Origin of the sequence: Cyclobacterium xiamenense (assembly GCF_009467825.1) — a bacterium.
Lineage (GTDB): Bacteria > Bacteroidota > Bacteroidia > Cytophagales > Cyclobacteriaceae > Cyclobacterium > Cyclobacterium xiamenense.
Genome location: NZ_WIOK01000019.1, coordinates 1 through 14,492 on the forward strand (window position 1 = coordinate 1; position 14,492 = coordinate 14,492).

At 48.9% G+C, this 14,492-nt stretch carries 13 protein-coding genes; 3 read left to right on the forward strand and 10 right to left on the reverse strand.

Features of this window, described 5'->3' with window-relative positions; genetic code table 11:
- Positions 1 to 587: 587 nt before the first annotated feature.
- A complete protein-coding gene (locus GCU44_RS14765) occupies positions 588 to 1,319 on the reverse strand; it encodes an NUDIX hydrolase (RefSeq protein WP_154857188.1) in 732 nt (243 codons plus the stop codon).
- Positions 1,320 to 1,491: 172 nt separating this feature from the next.
- On the opposite strand from GCU44_RS14765, the gene GCU44_RS14770 reads away from it, so the two are divergent.
- Positions 1,492 to 3,012 carry a glycosyl hydrolase family 79 N-terminal domain-containing protein gene (locus GCU44_RS14770; RefSeq protein ID WP_154857190.1) on the forward strand — a complete coding sequence of 507 codons (1,521 nt, stop codon included), beginning with the start codon at positions 1,492 to 1,494 and terminating at the stop codon, positions 3,010 to 3,012.
- Between the two features lie 578 nt (positions 3,013 to 3,590).
- Here the strand turns inward: GCU44_RS14770 and GCU44_RS14780 are convergent.
- From GCU44_RS14780 to GCU44_RS14815, 8 genes are all read right to left on the reverse strand, one after another.
- Positions 3,591 to 3,872: an addiction module antidote protein gene (locus GCU44_RS14780; RefSeq protein WP_154857192.1), complete on the reverse strand. Its 282-nt coding sequence runs from the start codon at positions 3,870 to 3,872 to the stop codon at positions 3,591 to 3,593.
- Between the two features lies 1 nt (position 3,873).
- On the reverse strand, positions 3,874 to 4,176 hold the full coding sequence (locus GCU44_RS14785; protein ID WP_154857194.1) for a type II toxin-antitoxin system RelE/ParE family toxin: 303 nt from the start codon (positions 4,174 to 4,176) through the stop codon (positions 3,874 to 3,876).
- Between the two features lie 579 nt (positions 4,177 to 4,755).
- The gene (locus GCU44_RS14790; protein WP_154857196.1) at positions 4,756 to 5,064 is read right to left on the reverse strand and encodes a putative quinol monooxygenase; all 309 of its coding nucleotides are present in this window, start codon (positions 5,062 to 5,064) and stop codon (positions 4,756 to 4,758) included.
- 87 nt (positions 5,065 to 5,151) lie between these two features.
- Positions 5,152 to 6,423, reverse strand: a complete 1,272-nt coding sequence (locus GCU44_RS14795; protein ID WP_154857198.1) for a mandelate racemase/muconate lactonizing enzyme family protein — start codon at positions 6,421 to 6,423, stop codon at positions 5,152 to 5,154.
- A 3-nt stretch (positions 6,424 to 6,426) separates the two neighbouring features.
- A complete protein-coding gene (locus tag GCU44_RS14800) occupies positions 6,427 to 7,353 on the reverse strand; it encodes an SMP-30/gluconolactonase/LRE family protein (protein ID WP_154857200.1) in 927 nt (308 codons plus the stop codon).
- 178 nt (positions 7,354 to 7,531) lie between these two features.
- The gene (gene cydB, locus GCU44_RS14805) at positions 7,532 to 8,569 is read right to left on the reverse strand and encodes a cytochrome d ubiquinol oxidase subunit II (RefSeq protein WP_154857202.1); all 1,038 of its coding nucleotides are present in this window, start codon (positions 8,567 to 8,569) and stop codon (positions 7,532 to 7,534) included.
- A gap of 3 nt (positions 8,570 to 8,572) precedes the next feature.
- Complete coding sequence (locus GCU44_RS14810; protein WP_154857205.1) at positions 8,573 to 9,958, reverse strand: cytochrome ubiquinol oxidase subunit I; 1,386 nt, start codon at positions 9,956 to 9,958, stop codon at positions 8,573 to 8,575.
- A 257-nt stretch (positions 9,959 to 10,215) separates the two neighbouring features.
- On the reverse strand, positions 10,216 to 12,393 hold the full coding sequence (locus GCU44_RS14815; protein ID WP_154857207.1) for a penicillin acylase family protein: 2,178 nt from the start codon (positions 12,391 to 12,393) through the stop codon (positions 10,216 to 10,218).
- A gap of 138 nt (positions 12,394 to 12,531) precedes the next feature.
- Here GCU44_RS14815 and GCU44_RS14820 point away from each other — a divergent pair, with 138 nt between their 5' ends.
- Positions 12,532 to 12,762 (forward strand): hypothetical protein, encoded by a 231-nt coding sequence (locus GCU44_RS14820; protein ID WP_154857209.1) that lies wholly within the window; start codon positions 12,532 to 12,534, stop codon positions 12,760 to 12,762.
- Between the two features lie 28 nt (positions 12,763 to 12,790).
- Here the strand turns inward: GCU44_RS14820 and GCU44_RS14825 are convergent, their stop codons facing one another.
- Positions 12,791 to 13,777 (reverse strand): DUF4097 family beta strand repeat-containing protein, encoded by a 987-nt coding sequence (locus tag GCU44_RS14825; protein WP_154857211.1) that lies wholly within the window; start codon positions 13,775 to 13,777, stop codon positions 12,791 to 12,793.
- Between the two features lie 369 nt (positions 13,778 to 14,146).
- Between GCU44_RS14825 and GCU44_RS14830 the strand changes: the two genes are divergently transcribed.
- Complete coding sequence (locus GCU44_RS14830) at positions 14,147 to 14,470, forward strand: antibiotic biosynthesis monooxygenase family protein (protein WP_241684966.1); 324 nt, start codon at positions 14,147 to 14,149, stop codon at positions 14,468 to 14,470.
- Positions 14,471 to 14,492 lie beyond the last annotated feature (22 nt).

A 14,492-nucleotide genomic window follows, 5' to 3' on the forward strand; every position in this document is an offset into this window, starting at 1 on the left:
TAACTTGGCCATAGTTGCTTTTTTGTACAACTCCAAAATACCATTTTTGGAGAAAAAAAACAACTAAATTAGAGGCTGCCCGACTTTTCGGACAGCCTCAGACAGGGGGTGGTAAAAATACCTCATCGGTAAACTAAACAGTTAAAAATGTAGAAATCGAGATGCCGGTGTATTTTTGAAGTGATTATTTCATGTTGAAAACCAAACACTTATAAAATACGTCATCGGTAGTTTTTTGGGAAAAATCTGTAAGCTTGAGGATTGGCTACAGGTATCAAAAACCGGAGGGTGGATTTTTTTTCAGGGCTGGTTACACCCCTATGCTTAATTTTGAAGGTTCCGAATTTGCAGAAAAACCCATCCGTTTTTTCCCATTCAATGTGGGGATCAGCCTGGGGAAAAGTTTTTAAAGAGTTAAACGAAAGACCACCGAGGTTGTAAAAACCTCAGCGGTCCTGTTCAGAAATCCAAAGTTCTCATTCCTTCGCCGCTCTCTTCTTCTCATCTCATACCAATTTAGTTACCTCTTTTTATTCTATTTGGGGGTAAGAAAGGAATGGATTCTCCTGCCAAAAATGTCGGTTCTGCTATTTCAGTCTATAGAGATAAGGAGCTTTGTTTTTCGCTCCGGTTAACTTTTTTTCCAAACGCTCGAGTACATCCATGTCCAAAATTTTCTTTTGAAAGTTGCTGCGGGTAAATTCCTTTTCAAATATCGTCTCATAAATTTGTTGCACTTCCTTCATGGTAAACTTCTCCGGAAGTAGATTGAAGGCATTGAATTTATGATCAATGTCTGTCCGGAGCGACGCTAATGCTTCCTGAAACACCTCGTCGTAGTGCATGATCAGTTCGGGTACTTCCTGTATGGGACACCAGTCTATCGAAACGTCGAACTGCGTCAGTTTGGGACTGACTCGTTTCATATCCACCAGGGCATAGTAACCAATGGAAATAAAACGCTTTGTAAACCAGGCATACGCATTGGAATTGTTCGTCTCTGTAAGAAATTTTCGGTCTTCGGAATAATTGGATTGTATCAGCGCATCCAAAAACTGCTTCCGTTTGTTGTCGGCCTTTCCAAAAACCTTGAACTGCTGCAGGTAAATATCTTGAAAGCCGGTTCGGTCTTCCAAAATACGCTTGGCGGCCTCATCGAGGTCCTCTTCCTGCTTAATAAAGCCGCTGTGAAGCGCATAAAAATTACCCTTGAAGGCGAGTTTGGAAAGCAACACCTTCAATTGGCGATTTTCGTAACCAAAGATGACACAATCGATCGCTACCTGTGGAATATAGTTTTTATCGCTCAAAACGTCCATACGAATACCAGTAAATGGTGCCAATTATTTAATAGCTCTAAGCTACTTCGAGTAAACCAAGCGTGCTCCCGTGATTGATAGCAATATTAGTAAAAAAATATAAAATCTATTGTATATTTTTTTATACAATAAAAAAATTGGATACTTTTGATTCCTTTTCAAATGCGTCGTTATGAAATCAATACCAAAATACCTGCCTGTACTGCTCGTTGGGCTAAGCCTTTCCTGTGCCAGCGAAAAGGAGACAGTGGAAACTTCTGCCCTTTTTGACTTTTCCGAAATGGAGCAGATTGCCGAAGTGGATGAACGCTACCAATCGATAAATGTAGAGATGTGTGAAGTGGTCGGTGGCGATTTTTGGGTGCCCTACAGTCAAATTGATACGGCCAAGGTTCGGGCCCTTGGTTTTGCCGGACTCAAGCAGCGCATCCCCTCTATCAACCTATACGATGAAAAACTTCGTGCCCTTTCAAAGGCACTAGGCCCCTTGTACATTCGGGTAAGCGGCACCTGGGCCAATACCACGTATTTTCAGGACAATGACGCGCCGAAAATGAGCCAGGCACCCGAAGGCTATGAAAATGTATTGACCCGGGCTGAATGGAAAGGCGTCATCGATTTTTGCAAGGCCATGGATGCCAAATTGGTTACCTCGTTTGCCAACAGTGAAGGCATACGGGATGCCAACGGTAACTGGACGGCTGCACAGGCAGCGCCACTTTTGGACTACACCCATTCAATAGGTGGGGAGATCCATGCTGCGGAGATGTTCAATGAACCCTCCCATGCCAGCCATGGCGGCGCACCCGAGGGATATGACGCGGCGCGGTACGCGGAAGATTTCGCGGCTTTCGAAGCGTTCCTGTCCCAGGCGGCTCCGGAGATGAAAATCATGGGGCCCGGATCGACAGGTGAAGGGGGAATCATCCCGGGAATCGACTCTACCCTGACCACCGATAAAATTCTTACGGCCAGTCCGGCACCGGAATTTGAGATTTTTAGCTACCATTACTACGGAGGGGTCTCCCAACGATGCATGGGCCAACTAAGCCCGGAAAATGCATTGAGCGAGGAATGGCTTTCAAAGACCGAAGAAGGATTGGCTTACTATAAAAAAGCCCGCGATCACTATTTGCCCAATGCTCCCCTATGGTTGACCGAAACCGCCGAAGCGGCCTGTGGGGGAAATCCCTGGGCAGCTACCTATATCGATAGCTTCCGCTACCTGGAACAACTGGGCCGACTGGCGAAAAAAGGCGTTCAAGTGGTCATGCACAATACCCTGGCCGCCAGTGAGTATGCCTTGCTCGAACAGGATACCCACGATCCCAGACCCAATTACTGGGCCGCCTTGCTGTGGAGTAAATTCATGGGAAATCGGGTATACGATGCAACAGCTCCCACGGATGGGCCTGACCTATTTGTGCACAATTTGAAAAATGCTCCCAATGGCTATGCCGTACTATTGGTAAATCCAAAAGACGCCGAGGCGTCCTTTCAAATTCCTGCCGATGCCGTGCAGTACCTGCTCACGGCAGATAACATGCTTTCCAAGGAGGTTAAACTAAACGGGGAGGTACTTCAACTAAATTCGGATGACACCTTACCTGAAATTCAGGGCAAGAATGTCCAGGCTGGAGAATTGGTGATGCCTTCGCATAGCATCCTGTTTTTGACCTTCCACAATCTGTAAAGCAAAAAAACGACCCAAAACCACTCCTATTCCAACGGGGGCATACATGACGTGCCTGAGGAATCGAAGGCAAGGTTAATGTGTGGGTTGTTGGATGTCGTATTTTTATTTTCTCCTGTGTGTACAGGATATACTAATAAACCAAATGTATCATTTAGCTGAACAAGTGTGACATACCTATCCATCATAAAGAATCAGACATAAGCCTTTTTTTCTGCAAACTTCACCAATTCGCTCAATGAAATTTTGCCTATTACATAATCTCGAATTATTTCAACCCCTTTTGGTGTTGGTTTAAAACCTTCAAACATATTACTTCCTCAAGCATTTGCTGTGCTTTCTAATGTCTTTACATCTGAAAACTTCACTCCCATTATTGTCAGATTATTCCTGTCAATTTCGATTGTATTAAACATATGCTTTGGGTTACACCTTCAACGAATTTACAAAATTTCCCTCATTTTTCACTTATATCCCTCTGTTTTAGAATGGTGCATGACGGTCAGAGTAAGATGTCGTAAGCGACGTTAGGAGCTTATGCATTTTACTCAATGTTGTGGTGTTGTTTTTTATTTTTTTCAAGCACTGGGTTTCACATTTATTTGTCCGCCAATAGCTTTCAAAACTTTCATGATTGTCTCGAATTGGGGTTTGGCTCCATCAGCTAATGCTTTGTAAAGACTTGGTCTGCTCATTCCAGTTTTCTCAGCAATTTTTGTCATTCCGATTGCTTTCGCGATGTGTCCGATAGCTACAACGAGGTCAGAGCTGTCTCCGTCTTCAAGAACAGTGTTGAGATACTCTGCAATCATTTCTTCGTCGTCGAGATAGTCTGCAATGTCAAATTTTGTTGTTGCCATATTACTCATTCTTAAGTTTATTCCAGATTTCTTTTGCCTTCTTAATATCCTTCTGTTGACTTGATTTCTCACCGCCGATTAATAGAATGATCAACCTGTCTTCCTTCTCTTTGAAATAGATTCTATAGCCCTTCGCATAACTTATCCGCATTTCGCCAATTCCGTCACCTACAGGTTTACAGTCTCCAAAATGTTCGTCAGTTTCTAACTTCTGAATTCTGAAGAGTATTTTGGATTTGGCTCGAATATCCTTGAGCTTTCTAATCCACTTATCGAATTCAGTAGTCTTATCAATTCTAAACATTTACAAGTGTATCCATTGGGATACAAATATAGGTTATTCCGTGAAGATTTGAAAGCGTCTCATAGAGAGGTCAGTATGCTTTTTCTGAATGCATCACAACATCAGTATAAAGCTATGTCTTGGAAGGAGAGTTGCGTGTATACGGACTATGTAACCCAACGCATTCCCCGATTTTGTTCGACAAATTAAGCATTTCGGAGATTGAAGCAATAAAACAAACCGGTTTTTCACATGCCAGCGCTTTGCCAAAAGTTTAGGATACGCAAGGCCCGGCCCAAGTCACAATTGCTGCTCATTTTTCCAGGTCGTCCCCACTCTACTTCCAAACTGTAGTACTTTCAGTGCTCCAACTGTTCAAAGAATCCGCCGATTCTGATCGCAAAGATGTCCTTTCCAAGCTGGGATGATTTCGCTGGATTGGTTTCATCATCTCATTAAAGGCATGCATTGAAATTGACAATGGCATTCACCTGAGGGTATCTATTGATTGAAGAAGACAATTATAGAGACGTGTACTGCTCACTCAAATAACCAGAGACCCACCGCTACCTTAGCTATATACTGCTTCCGAACACCATCTTAACCCCCCGCTCCACCAATAATTTCCAGCTCCTGCCCTTTGGCTGGCGGGCCGTCCAGTAGGGGCATGGCCTGGGTGATGAGTTCCCGTACCCCCTCCACTTTCAGGGATTGGTCGTGGTCCTCTTTGCTGTCCCAGATTTCGGTAATGTATACGGAATGGCTATCGGCTTTGTCGGTTCCAATTACATATAACCGGCAACCTTTCGCGGTAGCCACCAATTGAGACGCTTCCAATAAAATCGCTGCGAGTGCGTCCTGATGTCCGGGCTTGGCGGTCAATTTGCCATTCAATAGGTACTTGTTCATTTTATACGGATTAGCATTTATTGTTCTATTTAGCGGCTAAAGGTAACGATACCATCCTTTACTTTTTTCCCGGCAAACCTACCGGCTTCATCCCCTCACTACCCGGTGCGCTGCCACAAAATCCGGGTCCAGCGTAACGCCCAGGCCCGGACCCGTGGGAACGGTCACTTTTCCGCCTTCACTGCTAAGGCTGGAGGTAGGGCTATCCAGGGGAATCTCGTTGTTAAACCCCTTGAATTCATGAAAGGGCCCGGCATTGGCAACGGCCGATACAAAATGCATCATGTACAGGTAGCCAAGGCCCGAACCGGAAATATGGGGTGTACAAGGCTTTCCCTTGATGGCGGCCATCTTCGCCACCTTCATGGAACGCACCATGCCTCCAAAATAAAAAATATCCGGCTGCACGATATCCAGGGCATCCTCCTTGATCAGCCAGCGGAAGCCATGCATGCTGGGTTCCTGCTCCCCACCAGCCACCGGAATATTAACTGCTTTGGTGACTTCCAGGGTTTCTTCAAACCAGTCAAACGGAACGGGCTCCTCGTAAAAATCATAGGCATATTCTTCCATGATTTTGCCGATGCGTATGGCCTCCTCAGGGGTATAGGAACCATTGGAATCGGCGTAGATCACCATTTCCGGACCAAAACGCTCCCGCACCAGCGGAATCAGTGCTTCGGTCCTTCCCGGAGGAAAATCGGCATTGTGACTCATCCGCCCTCCTACCTTGAATTTCAGCGCACGCGCTTCGGTTTCCCGGACATGCTTTTCAATCAGGTCTATGGATTCCGCTGCGGATTTTCCCCGGTAATTGTTGGCCTGGTACACGGCGATCTCCGGATGGTAGATGGTTTCTGCCAGGAGGGCTCCCATGCTTTTTCCAGCCAGTTTTCCCAACAAATCCAGAATGGCAAACTCCAAGGTGGCCAAGGGCACCCAGAATGCCAGGTTTTGCAGCTTGTAATTGCTCTGGTACACGTACACTTCCTCCAAAAGCTTTTCCCAGTTCCGGGCATCCTTGCCGATAAAAAAGGGCTGAATGCGGTTGACAAAAATGGGGTACAGGTGCTTCATCTGCATGTTATTGCTTACGGACAGTCCTTCGGCACCCGCTTTGGAGCGAACGCGGCAGATAAAGTTGTCTCCCTTTCGCAGCAATTCTACCGTCTCAATCCATACCGGATCCTTCAGCGCATCCAGACGCAATACCGGTTCGGCCAAAATTCGGTCCAATGCTTCTTCCTGTCGGCGTCGTTCTTCCATCACATTTCCCCGAGATCCGCTCGTAAAGGCTGTCATCCCTACCATTGCGCCCAGGGCAGAACGCTTGATAAATTTCCGTCTATTCTCTTTCATGGTTTACTTATTTCCTGCTACGTTTAATTCCACCGCATACAGTCCGGTTCGTGCCGTTACAAAAAGGGTTTTGCCCTCGGGTCCGCCAAAAGCGAGGTTGGAAGGGGTCTCCGGAAAGCGGATGGTCCCCAGCAGGCGTCCGTTAGGGGCAAATACCAGCACCCCGCCCGGCCCGGTAGCAAAGAGGTTGCCTAGCGCGTCTACTTTGATTCCATCCGGATTTCCGTTTCCGGGAAGGCTGGATGCATTGAAAAACAGGCTTCCCTTGCCCACCTTTCCTCCTTTACTGACGGGGTATTTCATGTACTTTTTGGGCCGGTCCGAATTGGCCACATAGAGCGTGCGCTCATCCGGCGACAGGGCCAAGCCGTTGGGCCGGTACAGATCCTCTACCAATAGCTTGATTTTTCCCTTGTGGTACCGGTACACACCAAAGATACCAAGGGTATCGCTGGCACCCGCCGGCAAGCCGTACGGGGGATCGGTGAAGTAGATGGCACCGTTGCTGTGGACAATCAGGTCATTGGGACTGTTGAGCCGGGTACCTTTGAATTCCCGCGCCAGGGCTTGGTACTCCCCATCCGGGCTAAGCCGGGCAATCTTTCTGCCACTGTGTTCGGCGATCAGTAAATTCCCTTCCGCATCGTAGGTCAGGCCATTGGCATTGTTACTCGGCGTCCGAAACGGGCGTACTTCCTCACCAGGGATCCACTGATAAATGGTATTGGCAGGGATATCGCTAAAAAGCAGGTAGCCCTGCTCCTTGTTCCAAACGGGCCCTTCGGTAAACCGAAAGCCGTCGGCTAGTTTCTCAATGGATGCATCCGCTGCAATCAATTCCAGCAGCCCCGGATTTTTAACATCCAGGTGCTGCCCCCAGACTGGGAGGGACAAAAGGGCAAACAAAAATAAAAGCAATCGGCATTTCATGGTCTCTTGGGATTTGGGGTACGACAAGTCAACGGAAGCAAACCGTGTCGATTCAACCGCCCGATTTACAGGGCCGGTATTCGCGAAGGCGACCGGTCTTCCAGGGGAAATATACTTCAATTGCCGGTAAATTCCATGCGCTTCGCTGCGAATTGGCAGGAAAAACGAGGGAAAGAGGTCAATAGCTCATTTCGTCGATTTTCACCTTTCCCCGGAAAGTAAGGTACACAAAAGTGGTATAGCCGATAACCAAGGGTGTGCCGATGGCAGCAAATGTCAGCATGATTCCCAGGGACTTATCCGAGGCGGCGGCGTTGTAAACGGTAATCGTGTATTGGGGATCCAGGGTGGAGACGAGTAGATTGGGGTACAACTCTATGGCTACCAACACCAGCAACAAACTGATGGTCAGGGAGGAAAACAAAAATGCTTGTCCGTATTTCTTCTTGCTTGAAAGGCGGGGCACATTGGCAATGCTCAAAAACACCAGCAGCGGTACCACAAACAAAACGGGCTGATTCCGAAAGGTATCCGACAGATGCGGAATGTAGATCAGCGTGTATAGCGAGGTGATGCCAAAACTCACCATAAAGAAAATCATACCCTTTTTGAGCAAAACCGTCAGTTTGGCGTACATCCTGCCTTCCGTTTTCAGCAGCAGGTAAATGGCCCCATGGCTCATCATCAGCGCCAGGGTAGAGATCCCCACCATTAAGGCAAAAGGATTGAGGAAAGTTAATAAGGCCCCGCCCTCGTATTCAAAATTTTCCCCGATTGGCAGCCCCAGCAGCACGTTTCCGAGGACCACTCCCAGTAAAAAGGGTAAAACGATACTGGACAGGGAGTAGGAGATGTCCCACATCTTTCGCCACCAGGCCATCTCTTCCTTTCCGCGAAATTCGATGGATACGGCCCGAAAAATAATAAATACCAAAAACAGCATAAAAGGCACGTACATACCGGACAGCAAGGTAGCATACATCACCGGAAACCCGGCGAAAAGGGCTCCCCCTCCGATAACCAGCCAAACCTCGTTTCCATCCCATACCGGACCGATTGCATTCAGCGCCAGGCGCCGGCTTTTCTCCTCTTTAAAAAACAAGTGCCAGGCGCCTGCACCAAAATCAAATCCATCCAGAATGGCATAGCCTGAAAACAAGCCGCCAACAACAAGAAACCAAAGGGTGGGATAGTCAATACCGGCTAATGTTTCCATGGATCAGCTTTTTGGTGTGGAAAAGGATTGGGCCACTTCCCGCTGAAACGGACGGTCATCGTCGTCTTTTTCGTCGTAGGGCCCATGTTTTATCTTTTTATTCAACAAGTACAAAAACAGGAACAGTAGTAAGGTATACACCAGGAAAAACAAAATCAATGAAAAAAGCACCTGATTTTCAGTCACCGACTTGCTGAGTGCATCGCTGGTGCGCAAAAGACCGTACACCACCCAGGGTTGCCGGCCCATTTCTGCGGCAAACCACCCCACCTGATTGGCAATCTGGGGCAGAATAACGGAAAAGGAAAATACCCAAAGCAGGCGGTTGCTCGCAAACAAATCGCCCCGCAACCATTTGTAACAGGCAAACAGGGTCAGGCCGATGAGAAACATCCCGATGGATACCATGATGTGGTAAAACTGAAAAACGGCATTTACCTGCGAGGGGCGGTCCTCCTCCGGGAAGGCATTGAGACCCGTAACCGGTGTATCGAATCGGTAATCCAGCAAGAAGGAGAGCCCTCCAGGCACCTTTACTCCCCACACCTGTTGCGATTCTTTGTCTACCCATCCAAATAGGTACATGTCTCCGGGGGCCTTCGCGTCGAAATGTCCTTCAAAAGCCGCCAGCTTGGCGGGCTGATTTACTGCCACCCCATTGGCCGAACTGTGGCCGGAAACCAACTGGGAAAGGGAAAAGACGGTAGCGACTACCAAAGCGATGCGAAAGGCTTTCTTGGAGATATCCACAAACCGCCCCTTGCGGAGGTAGTAGGCATGCACGCTTAGCACCAAAAAGGCCCCTGCCAGAAAAGCACCCTGCCAGGTATGGATCAGGCGGTCCATGCTGGAGGGGTTGAATACCATTTCCCAGAAATCGGTGATCTCGGCCCTGGCCTGCATCCCCTCTCCCACCACGTGGTACCCAGCCGGTGTTTGCTGCCAGCTGTTGGCGATCACGATCCAAACCGCCGAGAACATGGAGCCCAAAAATACACCCAGGGTAGCCACCCAGTGCACCCAGGGTTTTACCCGGTTCCAGCCGAAAAGCAAGATCCCCAAAAAACCGCTTTCCAGGGCAAAGGCAAAAATTCCTTCCGCCGCCAGGGCACTCCCAAATACATCTCCCACGTACCGGGAGTAGGTGGCCCAATTGGTGCCAAATTCAAACTCCATGACGATACCTGTGGCCACGCCAATACCGAAGGTGAGCGCAAAAATACGGGTCCAAAACTTCGCCAGGATTTCGTATTCCTTGTTTCCCGTTTTCAGATACAAAGATTCCATGATCACCATGATCAAACCCAAACCGATGCTAAGCGGCGGGTAGATGTAATGGAAGGCTACCGTAAACGCAAATTGAATGCGGGATAAAATCTCTACGTCCATCGTCTATTTTTTTTTAATAAACAGGTCCTTTCTACCACAGCGGTCCGTTTCAGTAGAGCCGTGCCTCACCCTTTCGGCAACAAACAAACGCCTTTCCCCGCCGGACTCTGGCTTCTGCCCGCTTTCCCCCTGCAAACCGAGAACGCTCTACTTCGCTCAGGGCCTACGCTCGGTAAATCTCCGAAACGATACAGAGAAAACCCATCCCGGCGGCCTTGAATTTTCCTGAGATTTATCAGCAACGACCGGACAGCAGGCTACCGCTTACCGGGCTGATAGGTCTCCTCCGCTCTGGATTCCACGTCCTCCCGGTAGTAGGCCACCTCTTTGAATGTTCCGGAAGCGTACATTTCGGCCTGATCGTCAAAATGGGGAGAAGTTGGATCCGCATTTTGTCCTCCGGCCAGGAGGCTTTTGGCGCGTACCTTTTCGCCAAACTCTACCGCCGCCACAAAGCTATTACCAGAGGATCCGTACAGTTTCTTGGTGTTTTCGCGGGCACTGGCGCCAAATGAGGCCAGGGCACCCCAGCGGCCCGAGGCCAGTCCGATGGGAAGGCTCTCCAGAGAATCATCGTAGGCCAGGTCAATATCTCCACTGAGCCGCTGAAAGCGGTTGATTTCGCCCCAGGGGATATTCCAGGTGCCAAAATCCGCTTCCAATTGCGCGAGTGCCTGTTCAAACGCCCCCACCAACGCTTCCGGTTGGAGATCCAGGGCAGTACCATCCTGTTGATTAAACGGGATCAAGGCATAGGGGCTGCCAATCAACCGGTTGAAAGCCATGCCGTAAAAATGACCCAGACTCATGGCCACGGATGCTTCTCCGGTGCGGTAATCCCATTCCCGCAATAGCTCAAATGCCTGGGCGGTTTCTCCCTGCGGCATGCCAACGGTTTCGTAGGCTTGCTCCAGAAGCGGTACCAGGTACGCAAATGCAGGCAAATAGGAATCGTATCCCAGCGCAATCAAATCGTCCAGGGAAACCTCGCTGGCTTCGGAAAGCAAGTCTACTGCATGAATGCCCCGGAAGTTTTCGGCATCTGGAGCCATGTAATAGGGGTAGTTCTCTTTCTTGGGACTAAAGGGGCCCGCCGCCGTAAAGGGCGTGGAGTTGCAGTTTTGTATCCAGCCGCTTTCCGGATTATGAATCACAATGCTTTCGTCCACCGTGTGCAGCCCCTGCCAATCCGTAGCGGGATTGCTGCCGTCTACCGGCTTCGAAAAATCAAAAGAGGTATCTCTTTTCGGAATAAAATTGCCATGAAAATAGGCAATATTGCCAGAGGCATCGGCAAAAACCGTATTGTTGGAAGAATTGGTCCGGATCGCCATCATCTCTTCGAAAGCCTCGTAATTATCCAATTTGGTACGGGTAAAGCTTTGGATCAGCGCATTGACCGGATCCCAGTTGATTTTGGTTGCCACCCACTTGTCGTCCAGTTGGTGGGTGACTGGACCGTGGTGGGTTCGGTACATGGTAAAGGTTTTTTCCTTCAAGCCATCCGATGTGGAGTAATTTAAGGTGACAGGGATCTCTTCTACGGCCCTCCACTCCTCTCCGTACGCATATTCATAGCCATCTTCGGTTTTCCTTACTTCTTCCATAAACTCATCCATGAAATCCAGGCGGGTGGAGGTATGCATCCAGCCTGTTTTTTCGTTGAAGCCCTGGTACACAAAAAACTGACCCCAGGTAACGGCCCCGTAGGCATTGAGCCCTTCCTCACTCACCACATGTATCTCCGGGCGAAAGTAAAACGAGGTATGGGGGTTGATTAGCAATAGCGCATGGCCACTGGCACTCCGTTCCGGAGCGATGGCGATGCCATTGGAGCCCCTCGGTTCTTCGTAGGGATCCGGATGGAGCAAGCCGTCGCCAAATTCGCTGTAGGCCAATCCTTGTTGCTCTTCGTAAAATGCCCGGATGCGTTGGGTGGAAATGCGTTCGATGTCTCCGCCAATAGACCCTTCGCTAAAATACATGGGAAACCAGGGCTCGTAGTGGGTCAGCACCCGGGGTTCTACCTCCGGATGGGTTTCGAGGTAGTAATTGACCCCGTCCGCGAAGGCATCGCACAATTCCTGCAGCCAGGAAGGGGCTGCTTCGTAGGCCGCTTTTGCTTCCGCTTCGGTCATGTACAGCCGGGCGCGTAAATCGCTGTAAAGGGCCTCTTCTCCTTCCAACTCGGCCAGCCTGCCGGTCGCCCAGATGTAATTTCGCTCCACCCGGCGAAAATCATCCTCGCATTGGGCATAGAGCATGCCAAAAACGGCATCGGCATCTGTTTTGGCGTAAATATGGGGGATTCCGTAATCGTCGCGGATGATGGTCACCTGCGCTGCCCGATCTTCCAGGCTGCGGATTTCCGTTCCGACCGGTTCCTGGCAGGCCCAAAAAGAAAGGGCCAGTACTACTAGCAGTAATTTTTGCATGATTGGTGGTTAAAGGTTTACAGGCGGCGGCCAAAAGATGACAACCACCACTTTAGGGTGGATGATTTCAGACCGTTGCTACCTGTGTTCAATATTAGGGAAAAATCCAGTTTCAGGCAATAAAAACCGCAATGCAGATTGATTTTTACTGCGAGGATTTCAAGAACTGCCGTCAATAACCCAACGCCCACTAAAAAAACAACCCCTTACCAAATTGCCATCGGTGTAGCCACAGCCATTTCTGTTGAATTATTGACTTCCACAGCTTGCAAACCAAAAAAGCCAGCAGCCGAAACGGCATGTGTTGGCTATTGGCTTTTGAAAAACTGGCTTCTAGTGCCCGGTTGGTTCCGTGGCTGCCAAATTTAAATATCAGATATAGCTCCTGAAAAAGGCATTAGTTTACCAGTGTAATGGTACCGGAGTTAACCTCTCCCCTAATGGTATGGGGCGAACCATTGTCGATTTTTAGGATACCGGACGATTGGCTTTCGCCAATTCTGGCCCTTCCGCTGCCGGTATGGATGTCGTAATTGAATGCGCGGAGGTCGCTATGGGTCTGTAGTGAAATCGTTCCAGAGGAAGCCTTGAAAGAAGTGTGCTCACTCAATCCAATATTCCTCCCGGATACCTTTCCAGAGCTGAGATGTACCCTACCCAGCGTTTGCACCCCATCCATATCAATTTTTCCTGAACTCAATGTGACATGTATCAGGCCATTGATCCCCTCCAATTCCATCGCTCCACTAGATGTTTCTGCATTCAGGTCTCCCTCCAGCTGTTTCAGGATTATTTTACCCGATGAAACGGTAGCAACCGTTTCTCCCTTGAGCGACTCGCCGACTACCTCACCGGAACTTGCAGCGAGGTACAACTCGGGTGCTTCCAGATGTTTGGCGTGAACACGGCCGGAATTCACCTCCAAATCGATGTGTTCACCGATTACGTTTTCGGCACGCACGGTACCGGAACCGGCATGCATTCGCAAGGAAAGGTCGGTAGGACCGGTAAGTCGTATGTGTCCTTCAGACCGGCCGAAACCCAGCCCGTTACTTTCCAGACGGACAATCAATGTCTCACCCTCCACCCGATAGGAAATATTTTTCCCCCCGTTTGAGGTGGACCGAAGCAAAGCGTCCAGGGATACCTCCTCCAGGTCCGGATTGCCCAGGTACGTTGCGGGAAGGAAACCGGCGTCAACCTCGACAGAGGTGATCTCCGCAAAACTCTCCTCAATATCGGACACGGTTTCTAATTGGGCATCCAAACAAGACGTGAGAGAAAAAATAGCGAATACCAGTAATCCGGCAGTTGGCGCGTTTCTAGTGGAAGGAAAATTAAACTGCCAGATTTTCTTTCCCGGTTTTTTAGGTAGTTTTTTCATTTTGTAACGTTATTGAAACGATTGGTTTTTTTTTAAAAGACACGTAATCCAAACCGATGCCAATTTTCGAAACCTCTCCCAATCGATGGATTTAGGCGTACTTTCGTCCATGAAGCTATTGGAACAGTGATTCTAATTGTTCAAAAACGGACAGAATTGCTTTGCACACCGGACATAAGAAATCGTTTCTAGAGATAGGGTATGGAATACCGGAAAGCTGACTACCTGCCGCTCCTCCAGGGCTTCTCCAACGTGATTTGCAGCATACGAAACAGAGAAACGCTCCATCCGAAAATCCCCGAATCGTATCTTAGCACTGTTCAGTTTGGCAATTCTTTTTATATTTAAGCCGAAATCGCCGGTTTTTCTATGCAACCCCGACTCCCCGACATGCCTACTGTTCCCTACTATGCGGTCATTTTCACCAGCATCAAACAGCCCGAAGCAGGGCAGGATTATGTGGATATGGCCCGGGAGATGGAAGACCTGGTACGGAACCAACCCGGATACCTGGGGCATGAGTCCGCGAGAGACAGCCTGGGCATCACGGTAAGCTACTGGGACAGCCTGGAGGCCATCGCTGCCTGGAAAAAAGAAGCCCGCCACCGCATGGCTCAGCAATTGGGCCGGGAAAAATGGTACCAACACTACACCATACGTATTTGCAAAGTTGAGAAAGAATACAGCTTTTAATTCCCCTTTATTCCTACCAAAC

What these genes read in the sequence shown, in the direction of transcription:
- GCU44_RS14765 (WP_154857188.1), bottom strand. Translation starts at nt 1,319, where the DNA reads ATGGACGTTTTGAGCGATAAAAACTATATTCCACAGGTAGCGATCGAT.
- GCU44_RS14770 (WP_154857190.1), top strand. Translation starts at nt 1,492, where the DNA reads ATGAAATCAATACCAAAATACCTGCCTGTACTGCTCGTTGGGCTAAGC.
- GCU44_RS14780 (WP_154857192.1), bottom strand. Translation starts at nt 3,872, where the DNA reads ATGGCAACAACAAAATTTGACATTGCAGACTATCTCGACGACGAAGAA.
- GCU44_RS14785 (WP_154857194.1), bottom strand. Translation starts at nt 4,176, where the DNA reads ATGTTTAGAATTGATAAGACTACTGAATTCGATAAGTGGATTAGAAAG.
- GCU44_RS14790 (WP_154857196.1), bottom strand. Translation starts at nt 5,064, where the DNA reads ATGAACAAGTACCTATTGAATGGCAAATTGACCGCCAAGCCCGGACAT.
- GCU44_RS14795 (WP_154857198.1), bottom strand. Translation starts at nt 6,423, where the DNA reads ATGAAAGAGAATAGACGGAAATTTATCAAGCGTTCTGCCCTGGGCGCA.
- GCU44_RS14800 (WP_154857200.1), bottom strand. Translation starts at nt 7,353, where the DNA reads ATGAAATGCCGATTGCTTTTATTTTTGTTTGCCCTTTTGTCCCTCCCA.
- cydB (WP_154857202.1), bottom strand. Translation starts at nt 8,569, where the DNA reads ATGGAAACATTAGCCGGTATTGACTATCCCACCCTTTGGTTTCTTGTT.
- GCU44_RS14810 (WP_154857205.1), bottom strand. Translation starts at nt 9,958, where the DNA reads ATGGACGTAGAGATTTTATCCCGCATTCAATTTGCGTTTACGGTAGCC.
- GCU44_RS14815 (WP_154857207.1), bottom strand. Translation starts at nt 12,393, where the DNA reads ATGCAAAAATTACTGCTAGTAGTACTGGCCCTTTCTTTTTGGGCCTGC.
- GCU44_RS14825 (WP_154857211.1), bottom strand. Translation starts at nt 13,777, where the DNA reads ATGAAAAAACTACCTAAAAAACCGGGAAAGAAAATCTGGCAGTTTAAT.
- GCU44_RS14830 (WP_241684966.1), top strand. Translation starts at nt 14,147, where the DNA reads ATGCAACCCCGACTCCCCGACATGCCTACTGTTCCCTACTATGCGGTC.